The organism is Luteibacter sp. 1214, from assembly GCF_031455395.1.
GTDB classification, from domain to species: domain Bacteria; phylum Pseudomonadota; class Gammaproteobacteria; order Xanthomonadales; family Rhodanobacteraceae; genus Luteibacter; species Luteibacter mycovicinus.
In genome coordinates this window covers 88,123-101,211 of the sequence record NZ_JAVDSQ010000012.1, presented here as the reverse complement: position 1 = coordinate 101,211, position 13,089 = coordinate 88,123, and the positions used below count along the sequence as shown (strand labels likewise).

8 protein-coding genes are annotated in these 13,089 nt (G+C 64.5%); 5 read left to right on the top strand and 3 right to left on the bottom strand.

Going from position 1 to position 13,089, the window contains the following annotated elements; genetic code table 11:
- Window positions 1–390: 390 nt before the first annotated feature.
- Complete coding sequence (locus J2X57_RS19160) at window positions 391–1,989, top strand: AAA family ATPase (RefSeq protein WP_309869445.1); 1,599 nt, start codon at window positions 391–393, stop codon at window positions 1,987–1,989.
- Between the two features lie 2 nt (window positions 1,990–1,991).
- Complete coding sequence (locus J2X57_RS19155) at window positions 1,992–2,675, top strand: rhomboid family intramembrane serine protease (RefSeq protein ID WP_036118643.1); 684 nt, start codon at window positions 1,992–1,994, stop codon at window positions 2,673–2,675.
- Here J2X57_RS19155 and J2X57_RS19150 read toward each other — a convergent pair.
- Window positions 2,664–3,404: a glutamine amidotransferase gene (locus tag J2X57_RS19150; protein WP_036116633.1), complete on the bottom strand. Its 741-nt coding sequence runs from the start codon at window positions 3,402–3,404 to the stop codon at window positions 2,664–2,666. The genes J2X57_RS19155 and J2X57_RS19150 overlap by 12 nt on opposite strands.
- A complete protein-coding gene (locus tag J2X57_RS19145) occupies window positions 3,401–5,218 on the bottom strand; it encodes a GspE/PulE family protein (protein WP_036118641.1) in 1,818 nt (605 codons plus the stop codon). The genes J2X57_RS19150 and J2X57_RS19145 overlap by 4 nt, the downstream gene beginning before the upstream one ends.
- A gap of 66 nt (window positions 5,219–5,284) precedes the next feature.
- Between J2X57_RS19145 and glyQ the strand changes: the two genes are divergently transcribed.
- Window positions 5,285–6,196 carry a glycine--tRNA ligase subunit alpha gene (gene glyQ / locus J2X57_RS19140; protein ID WP_036116631.1) on the top strand — a complete coding sequence of 304 codons (912 nt, stop codon included), beginning with the start codon at window positions 5,285–5,287 and terminating at the stop codon, window positions 6,194–6,196.
- Window positions 6,189–8,333, top strand: coding sequence for a glycine--tRNA ligase subunit beta (glyS, locus tag J2X57_RS19135; protein WP_309869441.1), 2,145 nt, complete (start codon window positions 6,189–6,191; stop codon window positions 8,331–8,333). The genes glyQ and glyS overlap by 8 nt, the downstream gene beginning before the upstream one ends.
- Before the next feature lie 123 nt (window positions 8,334–8,456).
- Here glyS and J2X57_RS19130 read toward each other — a convergent pair whose 3' ends face one another.
- Window positions 8,457–8,924, bottom strand: coding sequence for a helix-turn-helix transcriptional regulator (locus J2X57_RS19130; RefSeq protein WP_239708932.1), 468 nt, complete (start codon window positions 8,922–8,924; stop codon window positions 8,457–8,459).
- Between the two features lie 678 nt (window positions 8,925–9,602).
- On the opposite strand from J2X57_RS19130, the gene J2X57_RS19125 reads away from it, so the two are divergent.
- Window positions 9,603–12,680: a TonB-dependent receptor gene (locus J2X57_RS19125; protein ID WP_052191062.1), complete on the top strand. Its 3,078-nt coding sequence runs from the start codon at window positions 9,603–9,605 to the stop codon at window positions 12,678–12,680.
- The last annotated feature ends 409 nt before the right edge of the window (window positions 12,681–13,089 follow it).

Below are 13,089 nucleotides of genomic sequence, written 5' to 3'. Positions count from 1 at the left end.
CCGAACTCAGAAGTGAAACGCGCATGCGCCGATGGTAGTGTGGCTCAAGCCATGCAAGAGTAGGTCACCGCCAGGGGCTTTATCCCAAAAACCCGCTACGAGCTATCGTGGCGGGTTTTTCTTTGCCCGACATTCCGCCTCGAACGCGCTCTTGCGCGCAGCGCGACCCGCAACAGGTCAACGCCACGGGCTTTATCCTGAAACACCCGTCCTCACTAGAGGGCGGGTTTTCTTTTGCGCGCAATTCCGCGACCACACCGGGGCCGTTACCACCGGATTCCCGCCGACGTTCGGCTGATCGCCACGTCCGCGATCCACGCCCGCAACGATTGCCGCCGAATGCCTTCCGCCGAAAGGCTGGATCCAGCCGGAATCGGATACATTAGGCCTATGTATCTACAAACCTTCGGGCTGCGCGAACCGCCGTTTGGCGATGCACCGGATACGCGCTTCGCGTGTCTGTTTGCGCGCGAACGCGAGATTCTCGAGCACGTCGAATACCAGTCCGGTTCGGACGATTCCAGTGTGACCCTGATTACTGGTGAGGCCGGGTCGGGCAAGAGCCTTCTGTGCCTGTTGATGGAAGCCGATGCATCCCACCATGGCGTGCGGCCCGTTCGCCGCGGTGCGGATGACTACGCGCTGGGCACGACGGCTTGGCTACGCTCGATGTACGCGGGATTCGGCTTGCCGCTTCCGCTGAGTGCGGAAGCCAACACCGAAGATCATCTGGTCGATGGCCTGGCCGCAGGGCTCGGGCGCCTGGCACATCACGTCAACCATCGCTTTCTGCTGATCCTGGATGATGTGGACACGCTCCACGATCATGATCTCGCCATCGTCGAGCGCCTTCTACTCGCGTGCGAGAATGCCAATGCGCCTTTCCACATCGTGCTGGTCGGATCGCCTGCGCTGCGCGAGCGCCTCGAGGGCTCCGGGGCGCCTTCGTTGGCCGCGCATGTCCGTAGTCGCTTGCCGTTGGCCCAGCTCACCCCGGAGGAAAGCGAGCGCTACGTGAGACATCGCTTGCATGTCGCCGGCACGACGCAGATGCCTTTCAGCCGGTTGGGGCTTCGAAGCCTGCGCGACGACGGCAAAGGGAATCCACGCCGACTCAATACGCTCGCCCATCGGGCGCTCGAGCGTGCGGCGGAGCGAGGCGAGCGCTCGATCGGTGAGCGCGCGCTGGGTTTCGTGGCGCGCGAGGTCCTGCCGCAACACGCCCGGTACTGGCTGCGCCGTTATCGCAAACCGATTCTGGCGATCGGTGCCATGCTGGCGATCCTGTTCGTGGGTGGTGCTGCCACGTGGTTTCTTTCCGGGCGTAGCCCATCGCGTCCCAAAAATCTCGCCACCGCGACGCCAGAGCAGGCCCTGGCCAAATTTCAGGACGCGCTTCCCCCGCCGGACACGGGCAAGCTACGCGTGTGGAGCGAACTGCTCGCACGGTGGCAGGTTACGTCGAAAGAGACATCGGTCGCCAACGCGATCAGTTGCGATGCGGTTATTTTTCCGGGTTTCGCCTGCGTCAGCGGTCGCGGCTCGCTTGACCAGTTGCGTCGTTTCGATCGGCCACTCATTCTCGAGCTGGACGATGCGCACGCGAAGCAGGAGGTCTTGCTGGTAGGCGCCGGCGATCAGGACGTCCGCCTCTACCTTGGTGGTAAATACGTCGAACTCACACGTGACGTCTTCGAACGTGTATGGAACGGCCGCTTCTACGCGGTGTTCCGTGTCGACCCGTCGATGCCTCCCAGACTGGCCCGCGGTGATTCCGGCCAGGGAATGTCCTGGCTGATGAGTCATCTGCCGGCGGACCCCGCCGGAGGGCCCCCCTCGACGACGTTCGATCGCGCGGTGCTGTCGCGCGTCGTCACCGTCCAGCAGCGCTTCGGCATCGCGGCGGATGGCGTCGTCGGGCCGGAGACCATGTTCGCCCTTTCGTCGCTCGAGGCCGATGGTCCGCACCTCGCCCGCGGCATCCCCTGATGATGTTCGTGCAGGTGGATACGCGACGCCGGTCGCGGCTGTGCTGGGCGACGATGTTGATCGTCATCACGTGCGTAGTGATCTTTGTCGGTCTGGCGCTGGCGGGTCACAACGAGCGTGCCGACATCATGAGGCATTGGGGTACGGTGCCGGCCCACCTGTTCGGGACCGGCTTGCCCTTGTGGGAACAGGTAAGCGATCCGGCCCTGCTTCGCCTGTTTACCGCCACATTCATTCATGGCGGCTGGCTGCATCTGGTCAGCAACCTCCTCTTCCTCGTGATCTTCAGTCTGCCAGCGGAGCGGAGTCTCGGTTCGCCGCGTTTTCTTCTGCTGTTCCTGCTGGGTGGTGTCGTCGCCAATCTGATCGGCGCGATCTCGCTCACCGGTGCGCGGGTGGCGATCATCGGCTGCAGCGGTGCGGTATCGGCGGTCGTGGGTGCATATGTCACGCTCTTCCCACGCGCCAGGCTCGGGCTCGTGCTTCCGCTGGGGCTTTTCCTCGAGTTCGTACGCGTACCGGCCTTCGTGCTGATCGGTATCTGGGCCCTGGTGCAGCTGCTTTTCAGCTACGCCGGTGCGAGCTACGGCGCGGTGGTCTGGTGGACACACATCGGCGGGTTTCTCTTCGGCATCGTCTTCGCGTTCTTCTCGCGCGGTGCGATCGTTCGCCGTCTACGCAACTGACATTCCGGCGGGCGCGGCCCGCAGGTGCTCGCGGACGAAACCGCGCAGCAGCCGTGTCGCATGCGGCGTCGGCACCACGGCGTCCAGCATGGCCGCAGGGGCGAGTCCTTCCCGGTCAAGCACGTCATGCCGGCGCCGGATATAGGCACGCATCACCTCGGTCGAGAACTCCGGATGAAACTGCGTGCTCACCGCGTGCCTGCCGTAGCGGACCAGATGATGGGGATCTTGCCGCGAGCTTGCCAGCGACACCGCGCCGCGCGGTAGCTCGAGCACCCCCTGCTCATGCGTCGTGTGCGCATCGAAGGTCGGCGGCAACGATGCGGCGAGCGCGTCATGCCCCGCACCGTCGTGCACCGTTAGCGGCACGGTACCCATTTCACGGCCACCGGGCAGGTAGTCCACGCGCCCACCGAGCGCATGCGACATCAGCTGATGTCCGTAGCACACGCCAAGCATCGGAAGTTCACGATCCATCGCGTCGCGGATCCATCCCGCCGTGCGTTCGCTCCAGGCATGCCGCTCCGTCACCATGGAAGCCGAACCGGTAATCACCGCGCCGGCAACGGATTCCGGCGGCGGAAGGGTGTCGCCTTTCTCGACATCGATGACGGCGAGATGAGGCGAACGCAGACGAAGGCCCAGCTGGAACCAGCGTGGAAAGTCTCCGTGGCGCGCGTTGATTACGTCGGGCGCGCGGCCGGTGCGAACGATGAGCAAGGGTTTCATGACGCGGAAGTATCTTCGATATCGCTGGGGGGAAGCACGTTGAGTACCTCGCGCACGGTCGTCAGGCCTGCCGCCACCTGCGCCGCCGCCGAGATGCGCAAGGGCTTCATGCCTTCGCGTAGCGCCGCCGCGCCGAACTTGCCGAGATCGAGCTCGGCCGAAATCAGGCTTCGCAGGCGCCCCGACATCGGCATCATTTCGTAAACGCCGGTACGCCCGAGGAAGCCGGTCTTGCGGCACTCCAGGCAACCGACCGGTTCGAAGACGCGCTCGGGCAGCGGGACATCCCACCCATGCGTCACGACGCTCCACTCGTCGGGATCCTGCGCGGTCGCGCGTTTGCAATGCGGGCACAACGTACGCACCAGTCGCTGCGCGACGACACCCGTCAGCGTGGACTGGATGAGGTAATGCGGTACGCCCAGGTCGAGCAGGCGGGTCACGGCACTGGGCGAGTCGTTGGTATGCAGCGTCGACAGGACGAGATGGCCCGTAAGTGATGCCTGCACCGCCATCTGCGCGGTTTCGAGATCGCGGATTTCGCCGACCATGATGATGTCGGGATCCTGACGGAGCAGCGTGCGCACGCCGGCGGCGAAATCCAGGTCGATCGACGCCTGCACCTGCATCTGGTTGAGATCGGGCGAGACCATTTCGATCGGGTCTTCGACGGTGCAAACGTTGAGCTCGGGCTTGGCCAGATGCTTGAGTGTCGAATACAGCGTGGTGGTTTTGCCCGAGCCTGTCGGTCCCGTTACCAGGACGATGCCGTGAGGGCGTTCCACCATGCCCCGCCAGATACGCCCCTCCTCCTCCGAAAAGCCGAGTTGTGAGAAATCCTTCATCACCAGATCGGGATCGAAGATACGCATGACGACCTTTTCGCCGAACGCCGTCGGCATGGTCGAGATACGCAGTTCCACCTCGCGTCCGCCGGCGGAGCGCGTCTTGATACGGCCATCCTGCGGACGGCGCTTTTCGGCGACGTCCATGCGCGAGAGGATCTTTACGCGTGCGGTGACCGCGGTCATGACCGGCGGCGGCAGCTCGAAGACTTTCTGCATGACGCCGTCGATGCGAAAACGCATCTGTCCGGCATCGCGACGGGGCTCGAGGTGGATGTCGGACGCGCGTTGCTCGAACGCGTATTGCAGCAGCCAGTCGACGATGTGGACGACGTGGCGGTCGTCGGCGCCGAGCTCGCCGCCCTTGCCCAGCTCGACAAGTTGCTCGAAGTTGATGATCTTGTTGGCGGAGTCCTGACCCTTGGCATCGACGGCCAGCTGGATCGAGCGCTGTACGCCGTAGAACTCCAGCAGATAGCGGTTGATATCGATCGGGTTGGCGACGACGCGACGGATGTCGCGGCGGAGCATATGGCCGAGGTCCGTCGCCCAGCTGGTGTCGAACGGCTCCGCCGTCGCGAACACCACCTCGCTCGCGGTGGCGGCCACGGGCAGGATCCGGTGACGTTGCGCGTACGCGCTGCTGACCACCTGGGTGACCTGCGCCACGTTCACCTTCATCGGGTCGACCTTCATGTAGTCGAGGTCGGCCTTGCCGGCGAGCCATTCCACGAGGACTTCCAGGCTGAGCGGGCGACCCGGCTCGCGGGCGTTGTCGACCTTGGCGCTCGAGACCACCACGAGGGGGTGCAATTCAATGGCCGACTTTCCGCTGCGCGAACCCATCCGGACGCGCTTGGCATCCTCGGCGCCGAGGTATCCGTCCACCATGAGCGAGGCGAGCACCTCGTCGAGCTCCAGCCGGCCACGACGGCCCAGGAGGGCGGCGTGCTGCGGATTCACTGCCATCAGGTCCAACCCCGTGTTCAATGCTACGCCGCTATACTAGCCCGCTTTCTCAAGGACTCGGGAACCATGTCCGCGCCCACATTCCAAGACGTGATCCAGACCCTGAACCGCTACTGGGCGGAGCAGGGCTGCGTGCTGGTCCAGCCGCTCGATACCGAAGTCGGCGCGGGCACCTTTCACCCGATGACCTTTCTCCGGTCGCTCGGACCGGAGCCCTGGGCCGCCGCTTACGTGCAGCCCTGCCGCCGGCCGACGGACGGTCGCTATGGCGACAACCCGAACCGCCTCCAGCATTACTACCAGTACCAGGTGATGCTGAAGCCGAACCCGGACAACATCCTCGATCTGTACATCGGATCGCTGAAGGCGCTGGGCATCGACCCCCTGGTGCACGACCTGCGTTTCGTCGAGGACAACTGGGAGTCGCCGACGCTGGGCGCCTGGGGTCTTGGCTGGGAGGTCTGGCTCAATGGCATGGAGGTCACCCAGTTCACCTACTTCCAGCAGGCCGGTGGCCTGGAATGCCGTCCCGTCACGGGTGAGATCACCTACGGCCTCGAGCGCCTGGTGATGTACCTGCAGAACGTCGACAGCATCTACGACATCGTGTGGACCAACGCGCCGCATGGCGTGGTCACCTACGGCGACGTCTTCCACCAGAACGAGGTGGAGCAGAGCACGTACAACTTCGAATACGCCAACGTGCCGGAGCTGTTCCACTGGTTCGACGTGTGCGAGGGCGAAGCGGCCAAACTGATCGAAGCCGGCCTGCCGCTGCCCGCGTACGAGCAGGTCTGCAAGGCCAGCCACGCGTTCAACCTGCTCGACGCGCGCCGGGCCATCAGCGTGACCGAACGTCAGCGCTACATCCTGCGCGTTCGCACCCTGGCTCGCAGCGTGGCCGAGGCCTACGTCGCGCAGCGCGAAAAACTCGGTTTTCCCGGCCTGAAGAACGTCAAGGAGGCCGTCAATGGCTGATAAGCGCCTGCCCCTCCTGATCGAGCTGGGCACCGAAGAACTGCCGCCCAAGGCCCTGGACGACCTCGCTGGCGCGTTCGCGCGCGGCGTCGTCGAAGGCCTGGAGAAGCGCGGCGTCGCCGGCGGCTACGAAGCCGCGAAGACCTACGCGTCGCCTCGCCGCCTCGCCGTCTACATCCCCGACGTGGCCGTCGCCCAGCCGGAGCAGACCGTGGAACGCCGCGGGCCCGCCATCGCGGCGAGCATCGGCGCCGACGGTGAGCCCAGCAAGGCGCTGATCGGCTTCGCGCAGTCGTGCGGCGTCGACGTCGCCGCGCTGGAGAAGCTCGAGACCGACAAGGGCGCGTGGTTCGTCTTCCGTGCCGTGAAGGCCGGCCAGCCCACCGCCGCCCTGCTGGCCGAGGTGGTCGCCGAGTCGCTCAAGGCGCTGCCGATTCCCAAGGCCATGCGCTGGGGCAACCGCGAGGACAGTTTCGTCCGCCCGGTGCACACCCTGCTCATGCTGCACGGTGCCGACATCGTCGATGGCCAGATCCTGGGCCTGACCAGCGGCCGCCTCAGCAACGGCCACCGCTTTCATCACCCGAAGCCGGTGCATGTCGCCGACGCCGACAGCTGGCTCGACGCGCTGCGCGGCGCGCATGTGCTCGCCGATCCGGCCGAGCGCCGCCAGCGCGTGGTCGATGACGTGGCGCGTGTGGCCACCGGCGGCGTGCCCCGCCTGTCCGAGGGCCTGCTCGCCGAGATCGCCAACCTCACGGAGTGGCCGGTCGCCATCGCCTGCACGTTCGAACGTGAGTTCCTCGATGTGCCGCCCGAAGCGCTGGTCACCACGATGGAGACCAATCAGAAGTTCGTGCCGGTGTTCGATGAAGACGGTCGCCTGACCGAGCACTTCATCGGCGTCGCCAATATCGAGAGTCTCGATCCGGCGGAGATCCGCAAGGGCTACGAGCGCGTGATCCGCCCACGCTTCGCCGACGCCAAGTTCTTCTGGGACGCCGACCTCAAGACGCCGCTGGCCGATCATCAGGAAGGCCTGAAGAACGTCACCTACCAGCAGTCGCTGGGCAGCCTCTGGGACAAGACGGTCCGTGTGGCCGAGCTGGCGCGCGTCATCGCCAACCGCGTCGGCGTCGACGCCGGCCAGGCGACGCATGCCGCGGCGTTGGCCAAGTGCGATCTGCTGACCCGCATGGTGGGTGAATTCCCCGAACTGCAGGGCGTGATGGGTCGCTACTACGCGACGCGCCAGGGTCTTCCGGCCGACGTGGCCGATGCCCTCGACAGCTTCTACCAGCCGCGCTTCGGTGGCGATGCCATCGCGGCGGGCAAGGTCGGCCAGGTACTGGCGGTGGCCGAACGCCTCGATACCCTCGCGGGCATTTTCGCCGTCGGGCTCAAGCCGAGCGGCAACAAGGACCCGTTCGCGTTGCGTCGCGCCGCACTTGGCCTCGCACGCACCCTTATCGAGGGGGGGCTCGACATCGATCTGCGCGCCGCGCTGGCCGAGGCCTTCGAACTGGTTCCCGAGGCGGCATTCGTGGCCGGCGTGAAGCCGGGCAAGGATGGCAAGGCGCCGGTCGTGGACATCGGTGCCCGTCGCCGCGAGCTGGGCGACGAAGTGCATGGCTTCGTGCTCGAACGCCTGCGTGGGTATTACGCGGACCAGGGCTTCTCGGCCGACCAGTTCGAGTCCGTGATCGCGGTGAGCCCGGCGACGTTGCCCGATTTCGATCGCCGGCTTCGTGCGGTGGGCGAGTTCGCCCGTCGCAGCGAGGCGGCCAGCCTTGCCGCCGCGAACAAGCGTGTCGCGAACATCCTGCGCAAGCAGGCCGAGGAAGCGGGTGCGGCACCCATTCCGTCGACGGTCGATCCGGCGCACTTCGAGTCCGACGCCGAACGTGCCCTGCATGAGGCGCTCGCTGCCGCCCGCGCGGACACGCAGGGGCTACTGGCCTCCGGTGACTACACCGGAACGCTGGCGCGCCTCTCGGCGCTGCAGGGGCCGGTCGACACGTTCTTCGACGACGTGCTGGTCAACGCGGAAAATCCGGCGGTGCGCGCCAATCGTCTCGCACTGCTTGCGCAGCTCAAGGCGGCGTTTGGCGCCATCGCGGACATCTCGCGGCTTTAACCGATATCGCGCGGCTTCCCCGCGCGATCGATCGCCGAACGGACGGACTCCCATCAGCCAGGGGCCACTGGCGGCCGAGCTGATGGGAGGACGCCAGGCCGGTTGGCGAGGCGTTCGGTCCGGTCAGGCCGCGGCGCTGGACTGATCGTCTGCGACGCGCGACATGAGCGTGTGACGGAACGCGATCATCCGGTCCGCATAATCCGACTCGCCTGAACGTCCGAGGATCGAATACATCTCGGCCACCAGATCGGCGTGACGCACCGGCGAAAACCGGCTACCGGTCAACTCGATATCCGACTGCAGCAGCTTCATCGCCGCCGCGAGGCGGGATGCGTCGAGTGCGGACGACACCGTACCCTCGCGCCCGTCGCGACCGCGCGCGGTCTCGGTGGTTTCGGTACGGGCCACGGCATCGTCGCCCGATCCGTCCAGCATCATCGGGCCTTCGCCAGCGGCGAGCCAGACCAGCGAAAGGCCCAGCGTCTTGGCCATCGTGACGCAACGGCCCCGCGAAGGATCGGTGTTGCCATCGCGCCAGCTGCGCACCACGCCTTCGGAGAAGCCGCACCGGCGAGCGATTTCGCTCACGCTACCCGACATCTTGATGACTGCCCGTACGCGAGTGGCGAAGGATGACGCGATAGGCGTCGAGTCGATTCGTGCGGACTCCAGGCTATCGCCAGATGCATCGGCCATAACGGAGCCCCTTGAGTTGTAATTCATGCGCTTGGAACCTCGTTTCTAAGTAGATCGCCCCCCGGCCATCCCGCGATCCAACGCGCGGAGCCTGCATTCGGTGTACAGCAACTTCCCTTCGAAAGCCTTTCCGTTGAGAAGTTTCGTAAACGAGTCGTCCAAAAGCGATTCAGAACATGCGACGGGCGCATCTAAATCGATGTTCTGCCTAAGAATGTTTCCTAGGCTCAAGTCCTATATAGGCCATAAGTCACGTGTCTCGAAATCGTAACGGTTTGTGTCGACGTGATTTTTTGCACAGGTCATGACGAAACGGATCCTCAGACGTCGCGACATGTAAAGCTCAGGTGAAAAAATCATGTTGCGAATTCGCAATTAGTTTCGCTATATCTGGTCGCGGGTCGCTCAGCAGGGCGACTCCGGGGGCGCGCCGCTGGCATCACGCGGCGTGGCATAAGGGATAACAACGTCGTCGATGACCCAAGTCAACCTGGCCACAGCCGGGGCGGGATCGGCTTGCTCCGAATCGCAACAACGTACGGTTCGGGCTTTCTAGGGGAGAGGCAGTACATGAATTTGCGTCATCATCACGCCGTGTCGCTGGGTCGCCGCACCGCGCTTGCCCTGGCTATCGGTCTGGGCACCGTCTCCGGCGCCGCATTGGCACAGTCCAACGTCACCGGTTCCATTTTCGGTTCGGTAAATCAGCAGGGCACCTCGGTGACCGTGTCCAGCGCCGACACCGGCTTCTCACGCACGATCAACGTCGACGCGAACGGCCGCTATCGCTTCAGCGCGCTGCCGCCCGGCAACTACAAGGTTTCGCTGGAAAACAACGGCGCGGTGGTCAGCACGCGTGACAACGTGACCGTGACCATCTCGGGCGGTTCCGACGTCTCGTTCGGCTCGTCGGCATCGACCACCGAAGCCGCCACGCTCGAGGGCGTCTCGGTCTCCGCATCGGCGATGCCGTCGATCGACGTGTCGTCGGTCGATACCCGCACGGTGCTCACCGCCGAGCAGCTCAACAAGCTTCCGATTACCCGGGACGTGCTCGCCGCGGCATTGCTTGCGCCTGGCGTGATCGGGAACTCCAGCTACAAGGACGCGCTCGGCAATCCGGTGCCCAGCTTCGGTGGCTCCGCGTCGTCCGAGAACGCCTACTTCATCAACGGCTACGCGGTGACCAATCCGCTGACGTCGATCGGCCTGACTCAGCTTCCTTTCGACGCCATCGACCAGCAGCAGGTGCTCACCGGCGGCTATGGCGCGGAATTCGGCCGCTCGACCGGCGGTGTCATCAATATCGTGACCAAGCGCGGTACCAACGAATGGCACGCCGGCGTGTACACGATCTGGGAGCCCTCGGGGACGCGCGCCTCGCCGCGTAACTCGAACTATCCGGATACGGGCTTTTATCCGACGACGGACGGCACGGTCTATCAGTACTTCAAGAAGAACGAATACTGGCGCTCGACCGTCGGCGCCTACGCCAGCGGCCCGCTGATCAAGGACAAGCTGTTCTTCTACGTCGACGCCGAAATGAACCGCCGCGAAGGTGCCGGCGTGCAGTCCAGCACGACAGCGGGCGCCGTCACCTCCGCCACCGTCGGCCGTAACGGCTGGAACGACTACCAGTACAAGATCCCGCGCTGGCTGGCCAAGCTCGACTGGAACATCACCGACGATCACCACATCGAGCTGACCGGTGTGTCCGACAAGACGGAATACACGTCCGCCACCTACGGCTTCAACTACGCCAGCAAGACCCACGGCGCCGTGCAGAACGGTGGCTCGTACACGAAGGACGGCGGCGACCTCTACGTCGGTAAGTACACCGGTTACATCACCGATAACTTCACGGTCTCGGCGTTGTACGGCCAGCAACGCGTCGATCACGTGCAGACGCCGTTCGGCTACAACGCGAACTGCCCCCTGATCTCGATCGCCAGTGCCGCTTCCCGGGCGCCGGGCATCAATTACGGCAGCTGCCAGACCACCGCGACGTCGGTACGCGTACCGGGCGCGAACGATGCGACCGACGGCTGGCGCCTCGATCTCGAGTATCGCCTCGGCGATCACGACATCAAGTTCGGTGCCGATCGTCAGCAGGCCAAGTCGTTCACCGGCACGTCCCTGCCGGGTGGCTACAGCTGGACATACAACCAGCAGAACAACGCGGCCCAGGCGATCGACGCCGGTCACGGTGTCGGCTCGCCCGCCTCGGCGGGTGGTCTCGGTACGCAGGGCTATTACGTGACCCGCGCTTACACGACCACCTCCGCGACCGTGAAAACGGTGCAGGAATCGCAGTACCTCGAAGATCACTGGCAGGTCACCGATCGCTGGCTGGTCTACGCGGGTCTGCGCAACGAGCAGTTCAAGAACTTCAACGGCAATAACGAGGTGTATGCGAAGCAGCGTCACCAGCTGGCGCCGCGTCTGGGCGTGTCGTGGGACGTGATGGGTGATTCGACCCTCAAGGTCTACGCCAACGCCGGTCGTTACCATCTGGCCATGCCGAACAACGTCGCCGTGCGTGCGGCGTCCGGCTCGCTGGGCACCTCCGAATACTTCACGTACACGGGAACCGATCCGGTCACTGGCGCGCCGACGGGTCTCGTACCGGTGCCGGTCAACCAGGCCGCCGGTTACACGTGCGGCGGCACCAACGCGGTCTCGGCCAACCTCGAGTGCGGCGTGGCTCCGGATCCGCGTACCGTCGCCGCGAAGGGCCTGAAGTCCCACTACCAGGACGAATACATCGCCGGTCTCGATCAGGCGATCACGCCCACCCTGAACTGGGGTGCCAAGCTGACCTGGCGTCAGCTGCGCAGCGCGATCGACGACACCTGCACCCCCGCACTGGGCGGCGCGTGCTTCCTGTTCAACCCGGGTACCGGCAACACCTTCCTGCAGGAGCAGGACGACGGCTCGTTCGTCGCCGTGCATTACTCGAAGGACGCCCTGCAGCTTCCCGACCTGAAGCGTAAGTACTACGCCGTCGATCTGTACCTGGAGCATCCGTTCGCCGACAAGTGGTACGGCCGCATCGACTACACGTGGTCGCGCAGCTACGGCAACACGGAAGGTCAGCTGGCATCCGACCTGGACACGGGCAACGGCGGTCAGGCTGACGTCTCGGTGACCCAGGACTGGGATCTGCCGCAGCTGATGGTGGGCGCGAACGGCAAGCTGCCGAACAACCGTACGCATCAGATCAAGGCCTTCGGTTACTTCCAGGCCACCGACGATCTGCGCTTCGGTGCCAACCTGAACATCGCATCGGGTCGTCCGAAGAACTGCACGAGCTTCTACCCGACCGCCGACGCGGGCCTGTACAACGGTGCGTTCTACTACTGGTGCGGTCTGCCGGGCACGGCGGGTTACGAGCGCTCACCGCGTGGCTCGCACGGCAACACGCCGTGGACCTATATCGTCAACCTCAATGCGGCATACACCCCGAGCTGGCTGGACAAGAACCTGACGCTGCAGGTCGACGTGCTCAACGCGTTCAACAAGCAGACACCGACCTCGTACAACCCCCGTTATGCGTCGTCGCGCTCCACCGTCAGCCCGCTTTACGACCGCGAACTCAACTTCACCGATCCGCGTACCGTCCGTTTCACCGCCCGCTACGACTTCTGATCCGCCGTACCGGCAAAAACTTTCCAACAACAAGAGTCCCGGGTGAAAGGATTCGCCACGGGGCGACAAAAAGTGTCTCCCCAGATCGCCCTCGTCCCCCCGGACGGGGGCATTTTTTTCTAGGAATGATTCCTAGGAGCGAGTCATAGGACGCCGGCAAATGCCAAAAGTCACATCTGTAACTTCTTGTGCAGCCGGCTATTTTTCTGCGGCCCGGCAGTTGCTTCGGAAGTAATTGCCTAGATTTGTAAAATTACCGTGAGAATTTCGTATTGCAGTCCGGTGACCGCTGCGGATATATGTGTTCCACGTCACACGCAGTGGCGTTTCGGGGCGCGGGATCCTTTCACGGATCCTGCTGTTTAAAGGGGATTTTTAAACTCCGATCTCTAAGAAGCCTGGCGCTAGC

What these genes read in the sequence shown, in the direction of transcription:
- J2X57_RS19160 (WP_309869445.1), top strand. Translation starts at nt 391, where the DNA reads ATGTATCTACAAACCTTCGGGCTGCGCGAACCGCCGTTTGGCGATGCA.
- J2X57_RS19155 (WP_036118643.1), top strand. Translation starts at nt 1,992, where the DNA reads ATGTTCGTGCAGGTGGATACGCGACGCCGGTCGCGGCTGTGCTGGGCG.
- J2X57_RS19150 (WP_036116633.1), bottom strand. Translation starts at nt 3,404, where the DNA reads ATGAAACCCTTGCTCATCGTTCGCACCGGCCGCGCGCCCGACGTAATC.
- J2X57_RS19145 (WP_036118641.1), bottom strand. Translation starts at nt 5,218, where the DNA reads ATGGCAGTGAATCCGCAGCACGCCGCCCTCCTGGGCCGTCGTGGCCGG.
- glyQ (WP_036116631.1), top strand. Translation starts at nt 5,285, where the DNA reads ATGTCCGCGCCCACATTCCAAGACGTGATCCAGACCCTGAACCGCTAC.
- glyS (WP_309869441.1), top strand. Translation starts at nt 6,189, where the DNA reads ATGGCTGATAAGCGCCTGCCCCTCCTGATCGAGCTGGGCACCGAAGAA.
- J2X57_RS19125 (WP_052191062.1), top strand. Translation starts at nt 9,603, where the DNA reads ATGAATTTGCGTCATCATCACGCCGTGTCGCTGGGTCGCCGCACCGCG.